This window comes from Enterococcus sp. DIV0724b, from assembly GCF_050531475.1.
In the GTDB taxonomy this organism is placed as follows: Bacteria; Bacillota; Bacilli; order Lactobacillales; family Enterococcaceae; genus Enterococcus_L; species Enterococcus_L haemoperoxidus.
This window is the reverse complement of record NZ_CP172890.1, coordinates 150573-172159: the sequence shown is the minus strand read 5'-3', so window position 1 is coordinate 172159 and position 21587 is coordinate 150573. Positions and strand designations below refer to the sequence as shown.

Below are 21587 nucleotides of genomic sequence, written 5' to 3'. Positions count from 1 at the left end.
TTTTCTTTTTTTATACATCCACGCTCTTTCTGATTGTTTCTCGTTAACACTTTTCTTTATAAATGTTAGTTTATTTGATCTATAATTCTTTGTTTGAGCTCATAAATATAACTCATCACGTCTATATCATTGCGTTCAATATATCTCCACAGAATAGCGCCCCAAAAAAACAAATTCCCTAACACCAAAAAAGAAATAATCTTTTTGTTTCTTGCAGAAATATACGCCTCTCGCCATTTAGGATCATTTCGTCGCTTTTTTAAGAATTCATAGGTATGGTATGCCATAAGTTCACTCCTTTAACATGCTACAAACCAACATATTATTTTCTTCATGTTACACTTATAATTAATTATGACATAAAAAGAAAACAATAACTATAAAAATATGTATGATTTTTAATATTAAGTAGGAATAATGTTTTGCAGACGTGATAAAACAAATAAAAAAGAAGATGAATGCCAAAATATCAGCATTTATCTTCTTTTTATTCTTTACTTCTCGTTATTCATATAAGGCATATTCTTCCCATAGCCTTCTTTATTCACTTGTCTTGCTCGAGCAATTGCCAAGTCAAATTCTGCCACATCATCCGTAATCGTTGAACCTGCTGCGATAACAGAATTCGCTGCAACATTCACAGGAGCAATCAAGTTTGTCGCTGACCCAATAAATGCATGATCGCCAATGCTAGTCCGATGTTTGTCTTTGCCATCATAGTTCACAAAAACTACACCGCAGCCAACGTTAATATTTTTACCTAAGTCAGCGTCCCCAACATAAGTCAGATGACCGACTTTAGTATCTTCTGCCACCGTTGCATTTTTGATTTCCACAAAATTACCAACGTGAACACGTTCGCCGATTTCAGCTTTTGGACGGATATGCGCAAATGGCCCTACATCCGCATCTTTGCGAATAATACTTTCTTCGACAACTGATTGGGTGATTTTCACATTATCTTCAATTACACTATCAACGATTTCAGAATGGGAACCAATAAAACAATCATCACCGATCACTGTTTTCCCTTTTAAATGCACACCAGCTTCAATCACTGTATCTGAACCGATCACGACACCTTCGTCAATATACGTTGAGTCAGAATCGACAAATGATACACCATTTCTCATATGCATCGTATTCAAACGACGGTGCATGATTTTATTCGCCTCAGCTAAGGCCACACGATCATTGATTCCCATCGCTTCTTCAAAATCAGCCATTTGATAGGCCGCGACAGTTTTACCTTCTTTTTTAAGGATCTCAATAATATCTGTTAAATAGTATTCCCCTTGGGCATTGTTGGTATTGATTTTAGATAAAGCATTAAACAAGGCTTCATTATCAAAACAGAATGTTCCAGTATTGATTTCTTGAACACGAGCTTCTTGTTCTGACGCATCTTTTTGTTCTACGATTTTTTCAACGATCCCTACATGATCGCGAATGATACGACCGTATCCAGTTGGATCTTCCGCATGCGCTGTTAAAATCGTCGCACTTGCGTTTTTACCTTGATGGTAATCAAAAAGGTTCGCTAATGTTTCGGAAGTCAAAAGCGGTGTATCTCCTGTAATAACCAGAGTCGTTCCTTTTTTTCCTGCTAAATGCGATTCTGCTTGCAACACAGCATGTCCTGTTCCTAATTGTTCTGCTTGTAAAGCATATTGGCTACGCTCACCTAAATGGCTTTTGATTGCCTCTGCCCCGTGCCCTACGATTGTGACAACTTCACTTGGATTCGTTTTTTCGACTTGGTCCATGATGTGCTCTACCATTGGTTTTCCAGCGACAGGATGCAACACTTTATAAAGTTTTGATTTCATACGTGTTCCTTTACCAGCAGCGAGGATAATGACATATCTGTTTTCCAATTGCTTCACTCCTAAAATTTGTTTTATTTTCAATAGTTTAGTTCGATTTAAAATAGCGCCATGTTTTAGTTTAGCCTACTCTTTATGGTTTTTCAACTGAACCAATTGCTTTTTTGCTATACCAATTTATAATTTTACGTGTTTGCGTTATAATATATCTACTTATACGTTATCTAGCTACACGAGCTAACCTTTCGAAAAAAAGATAAAAATGGATTGTGACAAAAAACGTCACATTCAATTTTTCCTATTTTTCTGTCAAGGTTGAACGAGCTCGTTTCGCTTTTATTTAGGGGGGTGATAATATGATACTTAAACAAACACACGTATCTCATTCAAAAGCCCATTCAGGTTTGACATAATAAAGTGCTTTGGTTGTTGAAGGATTGCCTTTACGCAAAGTACTTTATCACTTGAATGATAGAGAGGAAATCCATTATGACAAAACAAATACAACCATATCAATTTAATTTTATTAGAAAACAAGCCAATATTTTGCTACAAGCTCATTTATCTGTAAATGATAAAAATACAATCAAAACACTACAAGCGATCGTTCTTGAAAAAGTCAATGAACAGTTTGGTACAGACAAAGAACAGTTACAGCCTTTATTAGATGGATTTTTAGAAGCTGCGACTTCTAAGCCTAGACTGGAACAGTATTTGGAAGGGTTAAAAGAGGCGGTTATTCCGTTTGATCCGCCTTCAAAACAACAACTGACAAAGCTCTTTAAAAAGACGAAGAAATTGAAAATTCCAGACTGGGAAACAATGGATTTGAGAGATTATACTTTTTATAGTTGGAATGATAGTGGAAAACAGCAGAAATTTATTATCGCTTCAATCGATGGACAGCTAGTCGGCGTTTCAGGAACGATTGCTCCTACGACTCAAAAAGGCATCTGCCCGATTTGTCATGAAACATCAGAAGTTTCGATGTTTCTGTCTAAGGTGAAAGAATCTGGTGATGGTATGTACACAAAGCGTGGGAATTATATTTGCTATGACAGTGAGAAATGTAATCATAATATTGAACGTAGAGAAGAGTTAGAAGCGTTCGTTCAGAATGTGAAGTTTATGAAGTAAAACATTACCTAGAGGAAATCGCCTCTAGGTTTTTATTTTTTTGACTTTCTCAATTTTGCTATTGGCAAGGAAAAATTGGGGGAACTTGATGTTTTTATCAAATTTAGCCTGATTTTTAGAATCATTTGACTATTTGGCATTATTAGATTAACTAGCTATTTCTCTTTAAACTAAAATGATTTATTCTGTCAAAAAGATCTTAAAAAAAATAAGCTAACAGTTGAACAAATACGCATTACTGCGTATCATACTCTATATAAATAGAATGAGATTTAAAATAAAACACAGCTCATTTTTTAGTATGTTGTGTGTAAAAATTGAGTATACGTATATTTAACAGTAGACAGGGTTTGTAATTTTTCTTTTTAAATAGCATAAATTTTATACCGATAAATGTCACAAACTAATATTATATTGAGAAGAACAGCTATTTACTGAGGTCCATTCGTCTATTGTGCTGAATAAGTCGAAAAAAAGTGTGCTATTTAAATAAAAAGTGACATTATTTTTTTAGCGGTAATTTTGAATGGAAATAAATTGTAGAGTACAATATCGACAGGGCTGATGTCCGACTTTAAAAGCATGAAAAGCACTATGATGAAAATCGTAGTGTTTTTTCATACCGTGTACAGAACTTTCGGGCTGAACTTAAAGAATAATATATTATGCAAATAAGCATGATTTTCATATTAATATTTACAAATAATGAAACTAATGTTATTTTAAATTATGTAAAGTGTAACGCTTACAAAAATAGAATATGGAGGTCAGCTAAATGAAAAAAATGTTAGGTTTAGTATTGTGTACCATAATTACATTAAGTTTTGCAGCACCGACAGTATCTTTAGCAAATGAACAATTAGAGCCACAGTCTGAAGATTCGGTATCACCAATTTAAAATCCTCAAGGTACTTTTGAGAATTTTAAAAGTTTCGTGGATAGTAAAATCAGTTTTAATGGAAATAAATATGTTCTTGATGACCCTATAGAAATTAAGGAAGTTTTGATTCAAAATGAAAATCAAATCAGTTTAGAAATTAATTCAGAATTTTCAGGTTTAGCATACTTTGATTTCATTATAAAAAATATTGAAGATATGAATGCTAAATTAGTAAGTGGGAGTTACCATGTAGCTGCTGATAATGGAATTGAAAAAAATACCTTAGCAGTAAGAAAGCCAGCTCCTGAAAAACCATATCAGTTGACTTCTCATTGGTGGGGATTGAAATTTCAGTCATTTGGACACAATGGAACTATAGACATAAAAACATTATTTACTAAATCAGTTACATTACAAGGAATAGCAGCAGGAGTATTGGGATGTACTCCCGCGCAAGTTTTAGGGATTATTCCAGCACTTGGTGGTGGATTTGATCTATTGATTGTAAATTCAATAGATGGTCTTATTGATAAAGAACAAGATAAAAAAGGTATTCAGGTAGATACAAATAATTGGGTGCCACATTTTTCTGTTTATGCAAATTAAAAAATAGATTGGAATGATTGATTATGAAAGAAGTAAGTAATTGGGTAACGTTGGTTCTTTTAATTTTAGCCTTATTTCTTTTATACTCGTATTTTTATGTTGGGCAAGAAATTCAATTTTTGCTATGCGCTATATTTCTTTTAGTTGTTTGTAGCTACCGTTTAGTTAAAAAATTTGTAAAGTGAGATAACAATGATAATTATTTTATATCTTAGTAATTGTTTGCATAGTTAGGCTTATTAAAAAAAGTAATCCGATTAAAACTATGAACAGGATGAATGATTATGAAAGAGATGAATAACTGTCTAACCTTAATATTTTTAATAGTGGGGCTGTTTCTTCTATATTCGTATTTATTTATGGGACATGCAGCCCAGTCACTAATTGGTGCAGCAATTCTTCTAATCGTTTGTTTATATCGTGTGATTAAAAAGTACAGATACTAGACAATAAGAGTATACGTAGATATAAAATTAAAAGATTTAAAAAGAAAAACATAAGGATATTAAAGACCGACAGATCTTTAATATCCTTATGTTTTTTATCTAGGAGGAGAAAAAATGGAGCGACAAAAATGGACAAAAAACATTTTTTTATTAGGTATTTTTTTTTGTATTTAGTTTTTCGTTTTTAGCAGATAGCAAAACTGTACAAGCAGATTTTGTACCACCAGAAGTAGAAACAGTTGTGATACCTGAATATAATCAACCATTCAATAAAGTATTTACTATGCAACCTACACCATTATCAGTAGTGAATGTATTAAATTTGGTTGAAGGATCAACTAGTCGACAAGTGAATCAATTACTCAAATATACTTATCCCTCTTACAGCGATGCTCAATTAAAGTCTGTAACAGCGAACCTAGAGCAATCAAATAAATTTTTGACTAGCCAAGGCTATAAAACTAAAATCAGTACAGGTCCTTATATAGTTTTCATAAATAAGAGAGGTGGATACTAATGAATCAGTACAAAAAAATAGGAATTTCACTGGCTTTAAGCTTTTCGTTCATGGTTGGTTTTTCTTCACAACAGTCTGAAGCAGCAGAGTTATTTGTGAAATCTGAGGAGATCCCTTCAGATATAACTGAAACAGCTAAACTGAAGTGGGAAGGCTATTTACAAAATATGTTGTATTTAGAAGGTTCCAATTTAGGAGACTATTATTTAGGACAACCATTCACCATTAGTTATTCTGAAGGACTGACATACAATTTTCCAATTGTAAAGAATGAAAACAAAGAGATTAAATACGTATTGCAGGTAAATAAGGACGATCAGCAGACTGATCAGTCAATTATCTTAACACAAGCGATAGCAAAGCAACTAGAAAAAATAAGTACTGAGTTGAATACTACGAATAATCAATCAATTTCTTTAAAAGGAAATGTACAGAATGTGTATTATGAATTTAAAGAAATAGAAAAACCACTGATTTTAGTAGATGATGATGTGAAAAAAGTAGAAGATACTAATACTGAAGAAAATGAAATATCTAAAGATATCACTCAACCGCTTGCTACACCGAGAAAAAAATTATTGCGATCAGCTGTTGAATTTGAGCATAATATACTACCATGGAAAGCCTATGAGTTACAAACAACTCAACCATGGTGTCATTACTTTTCAGTAGCAGCAATTATTAATTATCAAGCTGGAAAACAAATTACTAGTGCAAGCAATCTTATACACGGAACTTATCCAAATGCAACTGAAGCACAATTAATGGATGTAAAATGGATTGTAAATGAATCAAAATACATGAATGTCATTAATTATACAAATAAAAAATATAATATGGCTATTAAATATGACCCAACTAAAGTTCCTTTTTCAAAAGTGAAAAGTGAAATTTCAGCAAATGCTCCATTAGCTGCGGTGTTACGAGATTATGAAGGAAAGACTGATGGTCACTCAATTAATGTAATTGGTTATACAGCGCCTAAAAATGGAGATACCAAAACGTATCCACCCTATTATTACTACTGGAACCCATGGTGGGAAGAAATATTTGTCGTCTCAAGTTCTTCCGATTATATGACATTAGGACAAACTAAGTATAAATGGAATGAGACAGAGTACAACTACAGATATAAATAAAAGAATAATAAATAAAAGCAATTTAGAGAATGCCTCTAAATTGTTTTTATTTGTCTTTACTAATTTGTTCAGTAGAGTATACTCATATTTTACATAGAAAGGACTGCTTTTTGGGAAACACGTTTTTAAAATATACTGACACAATAATTTTATGCCAGCTCTATTTTGTTCGATCAGTAGTTTTAAGATTTCATATCGTTTTTTTGATTTCCTCAATTTTACTATTATCAAGGAAAAATTGGGGGAACTTGATGTTTTTAATCAAGAAGGAAATAACTATAATGTTACATTTCCTGATGTTCCAGAAGTAATGACATTCGGCAATGGTATCGATCATACTGTAGACATGGCTCAAGAAACTTTGGGTTTGGCAATTTATAATAAAACAGAATTGCCTACCACATCTGATCCAAGAAAAATAAAATTAGACAATGAAACGAATTTCGTCTTAATGATCACGTTAGATCTAAATGAATATAGAAAAAAACTTCATTCAAAATCTGTAAGAAAAAATACAGCGATTCTAGAATGGATCAACGACTTAGCCGAAAAAGAGAATATAAATTTTTCACAGACTTTGACAGAGGACCTTAAAAATAAGTTAAATGTTTGAAAAATTATGCATGCTGTTTAAAGTTATTGTACGAACTAGCTCTTGTTAATAAAGCATTTCCACCGAAAACAAATATGGTCAAAGTCCACTTGGTTTTCACACTAAAAATGATATCCTTTTTTAATCAACTTAGTCTTCTCTCACGGGAAAAGTAACTAAATTAAGATTCTGCTGGATGGGGATTAATCTAATTGTTTTTAGTTTCCTCAGATTGATAGTATGATCTTTGATTTTTCAAACTTGATGAAAGAATAAGAAATTTGGTTATCTAGAAAATTTATGATGGATTGTGAAATTAGACTGTTTAGCTGTTCTTATGGATGCCAACCGTTGATTTTTAAAAACCACAGCGATATTCCCAGCAATCTGTGATAATGTCACTTTCAGACTGTATATTCCCTAGTAATGATTATTATAGAAAAAATTTATAGAGACAACCTGTCAACATTCTTATAACTCTCTATCGATATACTTTCATTTTCTTCTAAATAAAACATTCCTGGATCAATTTTGATACATTTTTTTATCTCTACAATTCAAATAAAAAGAATCTCACAGTATGGATCACTCCTTTAAAAAAAGCTTGATCCTAAAATCTAAACAGAAGGTTGACTCTACTCTAGAGTCTGATGCTACTTAATAATTAAACAAATGAAGTCCGGTGCTCAAGAACCCAGCTTCTCAACTCAGCTTTCTCCATTGAACTAACTACTATCACTTGATCCCAAAACTCACTTTCAGAAACAAAGCCATAATGACGCATCTTAGTTAAAAGAGTAGCTGCTTCTTTTTTTAGATAGTCCATGTTATTCAAACGTTCATCCTCATATTTATCAATGATAGGTTGTGAAACGTTTATAAATTGAATTAATTGTGCTTTATTCATATGAAGCCCAATTTTTATAAGATTAGAATTGAATTGATTAATACTAATTGCTCGAACGTTGTATAATTGAAGATTTACATCTCCCGCTTTTGTTACTAATAGATTGAATTCAACATCTCTATTTTGACTTGTTGTTACAACTGTTTTTGCTGAAGCTTCTGTATTAGAAGACAACAGCCCCCCGAAAATTGTTAAAGATAATACTGCCGAAAACAAAATCATTTTTTTCATAACATACTCTCCTTTTTCTAGTGAAATAAAAATCATCACTCTTGAGTAGAGTCAACCTTCTATTTAGTTTTTATTCACTATTATTCTGTATAGTCGACAACCACACCATAAATTTATCGCATTTCCCGATTTTCATTAAAGTAAATGCGCATTGATTGTGAGACTTGTTTCTTTCCTTACATTTCCTCATCATTACTAAATAAAATAATTTTTCTGCTGTTGCCCATTGGTCTACTTCAACGTCATTCTGCCATAAGAGACTCCGCACAATACTGCACCAAATAAACTGACGCTTCACTTTCCCTTTTGATAGACCTAACTCCATATCATAGAAGTAACAATAGCAAAGTCACCCCTGATGACCAATGATCTAGATACTCATAACGACGCCGATTGGACAATAAAACACTCGCAGCATAAACAAAAACCTATACAGTATATGAAGTCAGTGCTAAAAAATAAAAGAGGAAAAAAAACAAACCAGTCAGTCCAAAGTAAAAGAATGAGATACTACCATATCAACTCGTATCATTGACATCAACCATCGTTTTGACAGGTAGATTCCAAATTCCGATCTCTTTACTCATAGAAGCGCCACCTGCTAAGAAAGAAGGAATGAAGTAAGAAAACCAGATTTTTTTATAGCGCTTTGGATCCATCAGAAAACGGCAAAGGGGTAAATCTTTTAATAACATTAACTTACCATTTAAGTACTTTTTAAGGAACACACTTGCAAGCGCTTACCATCATACTTTTATGATATAATCACTTTTCACCATAATAATATTTGTATTTTATTGAAAAGTAGTTTTACAAAAAGGATATTAGAACTTAAAGCTGGGGTGAATAATCAAAACCAATTTCTACATTTTAGAAGCTGACAAAGCAATTGATTTAGTGAAAGTTATTACCGATTTTTCTACAGAGATTCTTAGCCCAAGTCTGTTTCACGCCATGCCCTTAATCGAACCCCCATCCGTTCAAGGGCTATTAAATAATTTTGTCAGTCATTGTCTTGAAAAAAATATTGCGCTTGACCTACAAGTCTGGAATCAAATCGTGGATATAGAAATCAGCACTGTATACCTGATACGCATTTTATCATTCTTACTAGACAATGCGCTTGAGGCCGTTGAACAAACAGAAGCGCCGCAAGTTCAAATCCATTTTTCTAAAGATAATACTAGCACAACGATTACTGTGGCTAATTCTTATCTACCTCTGGATGATAAAATCTATCTATCGATTTTTAAAAAGAATCATAAAGACATAGGTCTTGCTATTCTTTCAAGAAGTCTTAAACAGTACAAAAACGTTCGCTACACGATTAATAAAGATCCTACGACGTTTACCACTACTTTAACTATTACCGCTCCGGATTGCTTTTCATTTTTTTGCAATCAGACAAAAAAACAATCAATATGTACGTAATCCGTTTTCACTTTAAGCCTTTTTATCACAATGAAAAGAGAGATATGCGTTAACATACCTCTCTAATGTAGATTATGCCAGTGAAAAACTGGCAGGCTGTTTTCAGGTGTTTAAACCATCTTACTCGCCAAAGTAACACACTGCTCATTTTTAAATGCTATAAATAGTGAGGATTATTCCTCGCTATTTTAATGCGTCAAATATAAAAACTGGATATACTTTGTTTTTATATTCGTTCACCAACGCAAGTAAATCCAAAAAAATTCTCCCTCTTTTGTCAAACTTATCCTTTCTTTGGGACAGTTTTGACTATTTGAATTCTTTCACGATATTCTATTGACTATCCCAACCTCTTTACGTTAGAATAAATTTACAACATAAAATAAAAAAGGCGCCCTGTCAGAAGACGGACATCTTCTAAACAGAGCCCTGTATTATCAGCGCAAACTAATAATACAAGTTGCCTCGCCAATAATTTCTTATTGACTACCCTTATTGTACTAAAAGTAAGAACGGATTTCCATTCTTTTTTTACTTACTCAATAATGATAGTGAATGGTTATTTAACGATCGCTTCATGGTATTAGTAGCTGACTAATATCATTTTTTTGTGTTTAACATCAGGTAATTAGAGCGAAAAACAAAATAAAAAGGCACTCTGCAAAAGGACGGACATCCTCTTACAGAGCCTCATATTATCAGCGCAAACTAATAATATAAGTTGCCCTAGTCAATATTTTCATATCGACTCTTTCATTTTACTCAATTTTTGTAAGAAATACTAGTACTTTTTACAGATTTGAGTGTATTGAAGTAGTTGGTGGTTATTTGTTGCACTTTTGCACGGTATTAGTTGGTAGCTAATGCCGTATTTTTTTCGCTCTTTTTATAAATAGCAAGTACCGCTCTCTCCTTTTTCAATACGATATTTTCGTATTGGTATTCTACCAATTGGTGCTTGCGAGCGGATTTACTAGGATCGATCACTACCATATGTTGCCCCTTCAATCAAAAAAGGCAGCCAAGTCAATGCGTATAAATGGGTTAGAACAGATAAATAAAAAATTTCTTAAGTTTACATGATTGAATGGTGCAACGTAACGATTGTTTTTTAGTCTATCCGTATTCTTAGCAATCCGTCTGGCGGAAGATGGGTCGTTAAATAAAAAGTTCGCAGGCCTGCAGAACCTGCGAATTTCAAACAGCTGTTTATCACTTTAGAAACAACCCAACCATTTTTTTACTATTACATGGTGAGCAGCTGCTTGTTTTTTAATTTGTTTATAAAACCTATCATCTATCATCCAGCTGAATATTACTTATCTGTTTAAGAATATCGCTATTTGTCTTATTCTTCCCTGTTTCCCAGCTTGAAATACATTGTCTTGTTACATATAATATATCCGCTAACTCTTGCTGTGTTAATTTTAATTGTTGTCGCATCTTTTTCACTTCTGAAGCCATTCTTTTCTCCTTACACTTGAAAGCGGGGCGTTCAGCTCTGGCTGAAAAATAGGTAAATTTAGTTGCGTTGTTTTACCATAGCTAGATTTTATCTTTTCTCTGAAGACCTAACCCGCAAAACTAGATAATTAGTAATGATGTATACTCATTATGGCGCTATTGATTTTGAACCGTTGAAAACACTTTTCGATTTTCCCATCCTATTTCTTTAGTAAATCAAAACAAGTCTAGTATTGATAAATATCATCAAAATCGAACTTGTCTTCTCTACAGTTGAGCTTTTTTCTATGCGTTTAACCTTTTAATTATTTTCAAAAAGGTGCGTTGTTTCTTCTACCTCAACAGCATCTTCCGTAACCATTTTTTGCACGTCGTTCCCCTCTATGATAATATCATCTGACAGATTGTCCAATTCATCTTTTTCTTCTTCAATATCTTGAGTGGTCTTTTTGACACGATTAGATAAATCATTGGTTTGCTTTTTCAATGATTCTAACGTCTTATCCGATATAGCTTGTACTTTGTCCTTAAAGTCATCTGCTTGATTACCTAAATCCTCACGAAGCTTATCGCCTGATTTCGGTGCTAGTAAAAGTGCTGCGACGGCTGTCACTGCTCCTCCAATAATCGCGCCTAAAAATAATTCATTTTTTTTCATATCTGTTCCTCCGTTATCTTTTATTATTTCATTATTTTTTTAATGATTTCTTTGACTGGAATGCTCTAAAAGCTACTCCACCTACTTTGCTGACAACTCCTACTTTAGTTGCTGTCTTTCCAACCACGCGAACTTTTCCAAGTATATTTCTGCTAGAGTAATTCAACTTAGAAACGCTTTCGCTTAAATCTGCAACAGCCACAAACAATGGATCGATCGTTGCTATTTTTTTATTGACATCCTCTAGCAACTCGTTACTTTTCACTAAAAGTCCCTCAACTTGTCTAGATAAAATATCTACATCTTTTGTTACGACCCTAATTGTTTTATTCGCCTCATCAACTGTAGTGGCTACTCTCTCTACTGTTTCACCTACTTTTATCAATACTAAAATAATAAATACAACTAATACAGCAAATGCTACTGCAACAATAATGGCTGCAACTTCTCCGCCTGTCATTCGCTTGCTCCTTCCATTACTTTACCTACACCTTTATTCCAGCTGATCCGATAGCTCTACATAAAGCTCTCTAAACGTACCTTCTTCATCATAAACCGCCGAAATCTCTTTCAAAAATTCTTGCTTTTTATCTAAAACATTGGCATTTGAAGCAATCACAAGGTAGTCATCTTTGATTGGGGTTGTTGTTCCTTTTATTCTCTTTTCATAACCAGCCAAACCAGATACAAGTTGCTGGTCTGATAGGTTCATATTTTTCCCTAGTGCTTTGACCAAATCCTTGACATTATCATTTGGCAACGTTCCTTTGATGGGTGTAATTTTAATATTCACTATCTGTGATTTTACATACGTTTGTTCTTGATCGACTGAATAGGTATACGTCAAAACCATCTCTGAGAAAACCTGTAGTTCATCTCCTTTATAAAATGGAGTCAATAACCGAAATTCTAATTCTTTATTTCTAGCAAAAATAGAGTATTTTGTCTTTCCAGATTTTACTGTTACAGATGGAATTTCTTTTTCGAGAATCTTTTTTGTTTTTCCATAGTAAGTTGGCAGCATTACTTTATACTTATTTTTCAGTATTTCTATCGCTTCTCCTTCGTTCTTGATTGTTGAATAATCCGCATCACCAAACGATCGAGTCCGTTCTCCAGACCAACTGAGCGTTTGCTCTTCTTTTGAAAAATGATCAAAGCGACTGGATTGCTTACACCCTACAGTAATCACTAGAATAATAGCTAGTATGATTCCTATCTGCAGCTTCTTGTTTCTCACTCCGGAACCACCACCCGTGTCGGCTCTTGACCTGGGAATACATCTTGTGAAAAGCTCAACTCAACTGTACTCGTATCTGAAAGCTCATAAAGAACCACACTTTCTACGCTCTCACCTTGTTGCACTTCTTTTGATTGTGTGGCAACTAACTCTTTAATATCTAAAAACGACGTATCTTCTGGTAAATTACCAAGTGAAAGCGTCTGGCCGCCTTGTTTAGCAGTCACCCACTTACCCCATACAGATGGTTGAATCGCTTTTTCACTTAAATTAGTAAACGTATAACGAATGGCTAAAAATTTCTTTTTATCTACTCCTGTAACGCGTCGTACAGCCGTCGTTTCTATTTTAAGTTCATCGTTTGCGATAGTAACGACGTCACCTTCTTCTTTTTTTTGCAGTTCTTGCTCTTGTTCAGCTTCCTTCTCATCAAAGCCTGTTTCTTTAAACGTAGCTACTGCACTATCAATTTTTTCAGAACGTTTCTCATATGAATTGTCATCTGCAGAATAAAAAGTCATTTGTACAAAACCATGTTCGGTCCAAATATAATAAAAATGGGCCCAGACACTTTTCTCATCATATTTGGTATTTAATGTATATTTATATGCTGGATAGTTTCCGACTTTAAATTTTTTCATATAAACATCTTTTAGCTTTTTATAATTATAACGCTCTTGCAGTTTTTTTCTCGTTTGCTCACCAAATCCCTTTTGAGTAACTTCTTTTACAGGAGACGTTATAATAAACAGATACGAGTTACTTTTCATATCTTCTGCGCTAAAAATCGTTTGAAGTCTATAGTCATTTTTTACTTCTTTATCTGGTTTCCAAGCAGCTGGTAATTGCATTTCATAAGAAACGCCTTTGTTTTGAAACTGTTGCTTAGTTTTATCCAATATTTTTGTACATCCGCTTAAAAAAAATAAAATAGTGACTATAGATAGAGTAATTGTCGTTATTTTTTTCATTATTTGCTCTCCTCTATACTTATCTTGCGATTCTTTTTCTGATACCAATGGGCATATAAACTAAAGAGAACGACACAACCAACAAATAACAAGATACCTAATTTCATTCCTTTTGGATAATACGTCAACTGAAGACTGTGTTTCCCTTTAGGCACTTTTATGGTAATCAACGCATTTTGAACTGCTTTGATTTTTACTGGTTGTCCATCAACTCGAGCTTGCCACCCTGAATCATATGGAATTGTAGTAAAAATAACTTGCTCTTTTTCAGAATAAGTTTTAGCCTTAGCTTGATTCCCCTTGACTTCAAAGACTGTTTCTTTCTCTTTGATTGCTTCGATAGCTTGATCAAGTGCATCTGTCTTCAATACTAGTACGGACGGGCGAATCAATTTTACAGCATAACTATTCTTGAATTTTGCCGTTACTTTTACTTTTGTTGCTTTCTCGTAATACCCAAGATTGTGATACGGTCCTGTTGAAGAAAGTGGACTCGTATCGTTGTGTCCTTCGACACTGACTTCGACTGTTCCCTCATCCATTCCATCGGATGCCCTGGCATCCAGATTAAGATAGGCTTGCGTTTTTTCAGGTATACTAACTTCCCAAGTAATACTTTTTTCTTCATTGCTACTTTCTTCTGAATAAAAGGTAAAATCTCCTTCTTCTCGCACATACATATTTTTTCTTGAGACTTCATTTAATCCTGTAAATTGGAAAATAGGCTCTTTCTTATCAGATAAATATTGGATCAATGCTGTTTGATTTCCATTATTTTTAATTTGATAGATTCCTTCATCGGTCGCCATGCCTAACGGTAACGCATATTTGTTTTCATACAATCCGTATTTCCCTTTCTCTCCAACTTTTTTAAAGCCATATTTTTTAGGATCTTTTTTAGCCAAGTTGTATTTAACACCCAGTAAATCATCCATTAAAATCGTATTATTCGCATATTGAATGGTTAGATTAGATCCTGGTGATCGGTAACCTAAACGATCTAAATACTTTGAAGAATTACGATTGCGGATAGATGAAAACATTGTCACTCCCGAATAATTGTAATTAAAACTATCCGTCCGACTGACTTCATCTAAATTTTCCAAGCGATAGAATGTATCATTATTCGATTTTGTTTGTTTCACTAAAGGGTCAATATCTTTATATCCATCCGTATATCTTGCTCTACTTGTATATCCCCACTCTTTATTGATTCCCAACATGATTTGATGGGTATTAAAAAAGAGCTCACTGCAAATACAACAAACTAATAGCACGGGCACTGCCCAAACATGCTTAGATAGCTTTTCTTTCACTATAAAAAGGAGTAAATAGATAACCAGCAAAGTACTAGTTACAATCAAGGATTCCTGTGTAATGTAGCTATATCTTTTTTTATTAGAAATAATCGCAATTACTATAAAAGTCCCCATAACTGTCAGTGCTATATTTCCTAATAAATTGAGATCTTTTTTCTCGAATTTTTCTAACCCAAATCCAGCTAATATAAGAACTAAGAAAGCATACAAAAAACTATAACGATACAAAAACATATTTGGAGAATGCATTCCTTGCCAAAATAAATTCAACGGTTGAATATAAACGCTTGCTATCATTATAAGAAGTAAGCCGCCATATAATAACTTGTTTTTCAAAGGAATCTTTTTGCTAACAAAATAGAAAATAGAAAATAATAATGGTAGTAGTCCAACAGAGATAAAGGGACTGCTGCTATACTTGGAGGTATCATACACACCAGAGATACTCTTCACAATAAAATCCCACGGACCAACATCTTTTGTAAAAAAGTGATTGATCTTGTCTAATTTTTCTCCGCTTGTTCTTAAATCAATCACAGATGGCAGAATAATAATCATTGATGCTCCACCAGCTAGTAAAGATGTGATTAGGTATGGAAAAACCGATTGTTTATATCGTTTCCAGTCTGTAAATGAACGAGTAAAAAAATATAAAAAGCTAAATAGTCCTACCATAAAAGCCATATAATAGTTTGTAACAAATAACAATAAATAGGAACTAAATAATAAAATGGGTTTTTGTTTATCCATTACCCGATGAATACCTAGTACAACTAAAGGAAGGTAAATTAGTGCATCCATCCACATTAACATAATAGAATATGCTACAGTATAACTCATCAAAGCGTAGCACACACTCATAGAAATTTTTGTCCATTGAGGGATCCGATATGTATGATGAGCGAAAATCCAAAAAGTTACACCCATTCCACCAATTTTTGCCAATAAAATCACGTACATCGCATCTGGCATATGTATATTATCAAAGAAAATCACAATAAAACTGAATAGACTATTTATGTAATAACTCATCAACGAGACAAAGTTCAAACCTAACGAACCTGTCCATGTATAAAAGAAAGATTGTTCTCCATGTAATAAGTTATTGAAACCTGAATAGAAATTGACTAATTGACCAAAGCCGTCACTCGCTAAAATCGTCCGATCACTTGTGGGATAGATCCCTAATTGAAAATAACTAGCAGCCATGATTATAACTGGGAGCGTAAAACTAAGCCCTATAGCTAAACTATTTCTTTTAAAAAATGATTTTTTTCGTAGTTGATTCATTCTTATCCTCGCTTTTCTTACTCAATTAAACCAAGTCGATTAAAAGGATAGTACCTAAATTTAACGACTCCTTCAATTTTATTTTTATCTACTAAACCTAATTCTCGACTATCTGTTGAATGCCTTCTGTTGTCTCCTAAAACAAAAAATTGATTATTGGGAATTTCAGAAAGACCTTCTAATTTAGCTGCAACCTCCCATGTCACGCGAATTTTTAATGTCCCATCAGGTAAATCAAGACCTGAAAGTTCCGATTCATTTGAAGGTGTAGGATTTTTTTTAGCCATTTGAGCATTCAAATATACCGTATTTTGATCTAACCAAATCCGATCTCCCGGCATCCCGATTACTCTTTTTACATAGGATTCATTCTTTTTTTCTCTTGGTTGGAATGTAATCAAAGAATACCGTTTGGGGGCTTCGTGCTTGGAAACAAATAGATGATCGTTATTTTGTAAAGTTGGCTTCATAGACTCGCCACTTACCGCATGGGGAGCGACCTTTATAAAAAATAAAATACCTAGTAGAAGGATTACTGTCAGAGCAATGGATTTAACTCTTCTATTTTTAGTTACTGGCATCTTAGATTTAAATGATTCTTTTTTTAACTCACTACTTAGTAACTGTTTCAACTTACTTTTTATGTTAACCATCCTTTCGTTTATATCTTTCACTTAATTTAAAATTGTTTCATTTGATGAATCGGTAATACTCTCATCTTTACAACACCTATGATTTCTTTTTCATCTATATAACCATACTCTCGACTATCAGCAGCATAGGGCCGGTTATCTCCTAAAATAAGATATTTTCCTTTGGGGATATATTCTATATCAGGTAACCAATCCTCTGTAAAAGTAGCCTTACTTGCTTTCACTCGTTTCAGTTCATTTTTCAAAAAGCGTTCATAAACTTCATGATTATTGACATACAGTTTATCCCCTTGATAGCTGATTGCTTCTTCTGGCAAACCAATCACTCTTCTAATCGACGTTTCCTTACTTTTTTTATCTTTATACAAGATTAAATCGAAACGCTTTGACTTAGCTAATTTATTGACGAAAACCCAATCACCATTGCTCAATGTTGGAACCATTGAATACCCTTCTACTTTAGCAAAGGAAAATGTAAACACAGACAGGGTATACAACAGCAGACTTAGTAATGCTAAACTAATCCCTAACTCCGCTAAAATCCGTTTGATACGGCGTATGTTTTTTTCTTTTCTATGACTCTTTTTCATTTCATGATCATTCTTTGACTTTTGTTTCTTCCTTATTGATCCTGATGGACACTTTTGCTGCGGTTTCCTTTTTCTGTTGGAATGCCCACTTCTCCTAACATCATTCAACGGATTAGCTGAACTGGTTGATTTTGTTTTAGTGCCTGTTTTGTTAAGAGTAAAGTGACCGTTAATGCTTTTTTTACTCATATCCCTCTCTTTTTACTATAATCATTTTTTTTGTTTCAATGCCGATTCATTCACGCTGAATAGCTTAAATATTTTCTTTTGTGATCCCTTAATTTGTTTCAAATCTTCTAAATAATCGGACACCGTCTCTTGATCATTCAACTGTTCTGTTGTTAGTGAATAGATGTTTGTCCCAAAGTCACGCAACTGAACATAATAACGATTCATCGCTTGTTGTCCATCCTTTGCAAGGCTATTTGATGGTGTTGAGCTTCCATAAGAGGCTAATAGTGAGCTTAGCTCCATCAATTTTTCTTTTGATTTCTCTATGTCTGCTCCATTTTGAAGTCCAAACAATTGTTTGTTTACTTCCTCTGTAATAAAATAACTTTGAACAATAATATTACTATCTGCTGCAGATAAATTTGTTAATTGATAGTAGCGAGCATACAAGCCGCTACCCGCAAAACATACGCTTAATACAAGTAACATGATTCCTCTTTTTAATCGAGCTTGTTTCATTTTTTTTAACAAACTTTGTGCACGTAGCCACTGTTTCTTTTTCCGTTTATTTTTTGGTCGCTTTCGGTTCAATTCGTTTAATTTTTTATTCGTAACATGAAATGAGAAGAAAGAAAAAATTCCTACAAAAAAAGTAATTAGAAACGCAGAGAAACAACTGACAAAAAGCCATTCCAATATAGTCATTATCTATTTCCTTCCTATTACTTAGCTTTTTCTTTCTGTTTCTTTTTTCGTTTCTTTTTATTTTTCTTATTAGACAATCTATTTACCAATAAATAAATGCCTAGTAAGCTTGCTAAAATTCCACCAGTAATCGCTGCAATTATTTTCCAATTGATTCCTCTATCTTGTATAAGTGAAACATCCTCTTCATTGTATTTATCCGCATTTTCTTTCGTAATGTTAAACTCTTCTTGCCATTCCCATTTCTTATCTCCTGCTGTGACTAAAATATGACCTACATAATCTCCAGCTACAAATGATTCGCCATTTAATTGAACAGGAAAGGTCATTGAGGAGTTTGGCGCCATTCGATAGTTTTCTTTTTTCGTTTCATACAGCACTTCATCCGAACCTTTTTTAAGGATTTGTGTATCAACAGTCATTCCTTCTACATAAGTAGCTTTTGTATTAGAGAAATTGACGAGAAAAGCATTTCGATAGTTGGTTAATCCCGCAGAAATTTTATTAAACGATAGATTGGGCTGCAATGTTGTATCGGATTCACTTAAAAGCATGCCAATAATAAATACATATTTATTTACAACACCTTTTGTAGCTGCTGCTGCTTTTTTTTCTTCTTCCGTTTCGGATTTCTGTAAATAAATCCCTCCAGAAATATATCCATCATATTTTTCTTTTGGCATAGCGATTTCTACAGCTACTCTTTTTGTTTCTTTTGGCGCTAGGGATACTTTTTCTGGTACCTTAACAATATCTTTTATGTCATACTTCAATGATGGATCATTTTCGATCTTTGTTGGTCCATATTCAATGACACCATTACTATTTGTTTTTGCACTATTTATACTCATGTCCACAGAAAGCTCTTTGTCGGTCATATTGTACAATTCAACTTCAACCGTTTGTTTTTGTTCAGGAGTCATTCGTAAATCAAAATAACCCGCACTTCCTACTTGATTTTTGGGTTTTATTATTTTATAACTATAACCAATTCCAGGCGATTCTTCTTTCGCATATGTAGTTTGTGGGATAATAAATGCCAGACAACTTATGTATAGGATAAAAAAAATACTTTGTTTAAAATAATACTTCATAATTAATTCCCTTCTAGTCTTCTTTACTAGAATGTGTTACCGACCCATGTGGATCGGTAACCATTCATTTGTCTTTCAAAAATAATTGACTTACTTAGCGGCAGTCATTGCCCAAGTCACTTCACCTTTATAGTTTCCTTCAAGAATTGATTGCTCTTTACCTACTGTTAATTTTACTGATTTATCAGATGCTTGTTCACCAGAAGCAGTCAATTTACCAAAATGGATAATTGATTGACCTTGTCCACGATCTTTATTTTCCCCTGTGTTGTCTACAATTACAGATGGCGTAGTTTCTGATACTTCTGCTTGAGAAACAACTGAACCTTCTGGCAGTGCAAGCTCTTGCGCTACATTTGTTTTAACGCCAATATTTCTATACAATAACGTTGCACCCTCAAGCGCACGATCAACTGTTTCTGCTCCTTCTGTTACTGTTGTTGTCATTGGTTTTGTAATTTGGGCAGTTAATGTGTAGTTATGGTTCAAGGTACTACGAACATCTTTGATGGTTACAGAGTTAGCCGCCACACCATTTTCTTCAGTATAGTTTTTAGCCCAGAACGTACGATCATTTCCGTCCGTCACAATTGCTTTTTCACCAAAACTCAATGGTGTTACATCTTGGACACCAAAAATAACTGGTTTAAGTGGACGAGTAATTGTTCCAGAAGCGATTTCTGTATCTTCTTCACCATTTGGGTCTGTGATTATCGGTCGGCTAGTGTCGGTGTCATCATCCGTATTACGAGTGAACTGGATGTCCATATCGCCCTTGAACGTTGTATCATCTGCCTTTGTGATTCCTGGTACTGCTACTGCTACTCCTACGGCTGCTAATAGTGCAGCTCCGCATAATTTACTTGCTAATTTCATTTCTGTTTCCTCCTAAAAAATATGTTTTATTTATGGTAACTCGGAAATAATCCAAGTCAGCACCGTTGAGTAAGTTCCTGGTTCTTTTTTTGTTCCACCAGGGATTGATAAATTAATTGCATCATTCATATATGCAGGTTGATTGCCCTTAGAAGATTCTTTGATGGGTAACCCATTTTGATCTACCCTAGGGCTCAATGTTGGTGTTTCATTCTCTGCATTGTCTTTGGATCTACCGAAAATAACACTCCAGGTTCCCCCGCCTGCTCCTTTGTCTGCTTTCGCCAAAGTATAGGTTTCTCCTATATTATTTAATCGAATCACTTCTTTTGAAACGGCAGGATGTTGGCTGATGCCATTTGGTGTATTGATCCAAGATTTATCAAAAGAGAGGATCGCTCCATTCAGCGATTGCTTCTGTTGATTAGTAAATTGTGTTTCTTGACGAACTTGTAGACTCCAACCTGTCTGCTCTTCTCTATAATCTGACACTTGAATGAATGTCCCTCGGGGAGCAAGAATTTTTTTGAATAATAGAGCGTCTGCAGAATAATTGATGTCTGTTGTAACTATTTTGTTACTGCTAAAATTAATACTAGGAACAAAATCGATCCTCAAAGGTCCCTCTGTGCTGCCGTATGCCTCTTCCGGTTCTAACACTTGGTTAGGATTAGGATTTTCAGGATCTAAGATGCCAAAAGCTGGATCTACCAATCCCTTAAATGTAATGCCCATCTCTCCATCAGTCTGAACTTGAGAATGAGCAATGATTGGAGTCAATACTCCGATTAGCCCCACAGTGAAAAAAAACAAACTAGAAATCCAATACCTTGTTTTCATACAC

At 33.9% G+C, this 21587-nt stretch carries 21 protein-coding genes; 6 read left to right on the top strand and 15 right to left on the bottom strand.

Going from position 1 to position 21587, the window contains the following annotated elements:
- Positions 1-494: 494 nt before the first annotated feature.
- Positions 495-1877, bottom strand: coding sequence for a bifunctional UDP-N-acetylglucosamine diphosphorylase/glucosamine-1-phosphate N-acetyltransferase GlmU (glmU, locus tag IGJ02_RS00810; RefSeq protein ID WP_010761945.1), 1383 nt, complete (start codon positions 1875-1877; stop codon positions 495-497).
- 438 nt (positions 1878-2315) lie between these two features.
- Between glmU and IGJ02_RS00805 the strand changes: the two genes are divergently transcribed.
- The 5 genes from IGJ02_RS00805 to IGJ02_RS00785 all read left to right on the top strand — a co-directional run bounded on the left by IGJ02_RS00805 (position 2316) and on the right by IGJ02_RS00785 (position 7164).
- Entirely contained in the window at positions 2316-2963 is a 648-nt protein-coding gene (locus tag IGJ02_RS00805; RefSeq protein WP_430602856.1) for a FusB/FusC family EF-G-binding protein, read from the top strand.
- A 775-nt stretch (positions 2964-3738) separates the two neighbouring features.
- Positions 3739-3861 (top strand): hypothetical protein, encoded by a 123-nt coding sequence (locus IGJ02_RS00800; protein ID WP_430602855.1) that lies wholly within the window; start codon positions 3739-3741, stop codon positions 3859-3861.
- A 36-nt stretch (positions 3862-3897) separates the two neighbouring features.
- Positions 3898-4449 (top strand): hypothetical protein, encoded by a 552-nt coding sequence (locus IGJ02_RS00795; RefSeq protein ID WP_430602854.1) that lies wholly within the window; start codon positions 3898-3900, stop codon positions 4447-4449.
- Between the two features lie 962 nt (positions 4450-5411).
- Positions 5412-6551, top strand: a complete 1140-nt coding sequence (locus IGJ02_RS00790; protein ID WP_430602852.1) for a C47 family peptidase — start codon at positions 5412-5414, stop codon at positions 6549-6551.
- A gap of 238 nt (positions 6552-6789) precedes the next feature.
- Positions 6790-7164, top strand: a complete 375-nt coding sequence (locus tag IGJ02_RS00785) for a type II toxin-antitoxin system HicB family antitoxin (protein ID WP_430602851.1) — start codon at positions 6790-6792, stop codon at positions 7162-7164.
- A 643-nt stretch (positions 7165-7807) separates the two neighbouring features.
- Here IGJ02_RS00785 and IGJ02_RS00780 read toward each other — a convergent pair.
- Positions 7808-8281, bottom strand: a complete 474-nt coding sequence (locus IGJ02_RS00780) for a hypothetical protein (RefSeq protein WP_010761948.1) — start codon at positions 8279-8281, stop codon at positions 7808-7810.
- A gap of 954 nt (positions 8282-9235) precedes the next feature.
- Between IGJ02_RS00780 and IGJ02_RS00775 the strand changes: the two genes are divergently transcribed.
- Positions 9236-9712, top strand: coding sequence for a GHKL domain-containing protein (locus tag IGJ02_RS00775; protein WP_430602850.1), 477 nt, complete (start codon positions 9236-9238; stop codon positions 9710-9712).
- An 849-nt stretch (positions 9713-10561) separates the two neighbouring features.
- On the opposite strand, the gene IGJ02_RS00770 is transcribed toward IGJ02_RS00775, so the two are convergent.
- From IGJ02_RS00770 to IGJ02_RS00710, 13 genes are all read right to left on the bottom strand, one after another.
- Positions 10562-10705: a hypothetical protein gene (locus IGJ02_RS00770; protein WP_430602849.1), complete on the bottom strand. Its 144-nt coding sequence runs from the start codon at positions 10703-10705 to the stop codon at positions 10562-10564.
- A gap of 300 nt (positions 10706-11005) precedes the next feature.
- A complete protein-coding gene (locus IGJ02_RS00765) occupies positions 11006-11176 on the bottom strand; it encodes a helix-turn-helix transcriptional regulator (protein WP_430602848.1) in 171 nt (56 codons plus the stop codon).
- Between the two features lie 301 nt (positions 11177-11477).
- Entirely contained in the window at positions 11478-11834 is a 357-nt protein-coding gene (locus IGJ02_RS00760; protein WP_430602846.1) for a YtxH domain-containing protein, read from the bottom strand.
- Between the two features lie 31 nt (positions 11835-11865).
- Positions 11866-12294 carry a DUF948 domain-containing protein gene (locus IGJ02_RS00755; RefSeq protein WP_430602844.1) on the bottom strand — a complete coding sequence of 143 codons (429 nt, stop codon included), beginning with the start codon at positions 12292-12294 and terminating at the stop codon, positions 11866-11868.
- 33 nt (positions 12295-12327) lie between these two features.
- A complete protein-coding gene (locus IGJ02_RS00750; RefSeq protein ID WP_430602843.1) occupies positions 12328-13074 on the bottom strand; it encodes a hypothetical protein in 747 nt (248 codons plus the stop codon).
- Positions 13071-14045: a DUF5067 domain-containing protein gene (locus IGJ02_RS00745; RefSeq protein ID WP_430602841.1), complete on the bottom strand. Its 975-nt coding sequence runs from the start codon at positions 14043-14045 to the stop codon at positions 13071-13073. Before IGJ02_RS00745 ends, IGJ02_RS00750 begins: the two co-directional genes overlap by 4 nt.
- Entirely contained in the window at positions 14045-16654 is a 2610-nt protein-coding gene (locus IGJ02_RS00740) for a YfhO family protein (protein ID WP_430602840.1), read from the bottom strand. The genes IGJ02_RS00745 and IGJ02_RS00740 overlap by 1 nt, the downstream gene beginning before the upstream one ends.
- Before the next feature lie 17 nt (positions 16655-16671).
- The gene (gene lepB, locus IGJ02_RS00735) at positions 16672-17307 is read right to left on the bottom strand and encodes a signal peptidase I (RefSeq protein ID WP_430602839.1); all 636 of its coding nucleotides are present in this window, start codon (positions 17305-17307) and stop codon (positions 16672-16674) included.
- A 26-nt stretch (positions 17308-17333) separates the two neighbouring features.
- Positions 17334-18086: a signal peptidase I gene (gene lepB / locus IGJ02_RS00730; protein WP_430602837.1), complete on the bottom strand. Its 753-nt coding sequence runs from the start codon at positions 18084-18086 to the stop codon at positions 17334-17336.
- 21 nt (positions 18087-18107) lie between these two features.
- The gene (locus tag IGJ02_RS00725; RefSeq protein ID WP_430602836.1) at positions 18108-18773 is read right to left on the bottom strand and encodes a YccF domain-containing protein; all 666 of its coding nucleotides are present in this window, start codon (positions 18771-18773) and stop codon (positions 18108-18110) included.
- A 17-nt stretch (positions 18774-18790) separates the two neighbouring features.
- Complete coding sequence (locus IGJ02_RS00720) at positions 18791-19867, bottom strand: DUF916 and DUF3324 domain-containing protein (RefSeq protein ID WP_430602835.1); 1077 nt, start codon at positions 19865-19867, stop codon at positions 18791-18793.
- Between the two features lie 90 nt (positions 19868-19957).
- Entirely contained in the window at positions 19958-20743 is a 786-nt protein-coding gene (locus IGJ02_RS00715) for a WxL domain-containing protein (protein ID WP_430602833.1), read from the bottom strand.
- 30 nt (positions 20744-20773) lie between these two features.
- Positions 20774-21583: a WxL domain-containing protein gene (locus tag IGJ02_RS00710; RefSeq protein WP_430602832.1), complete on the bottom strand. Its 810-nt coding sequence runs from the start codon at positions 21581-21583 to the stop codon at positions 20774-20776.
- Positions 21584-21587: the final 4 nt, after the last annotated feature.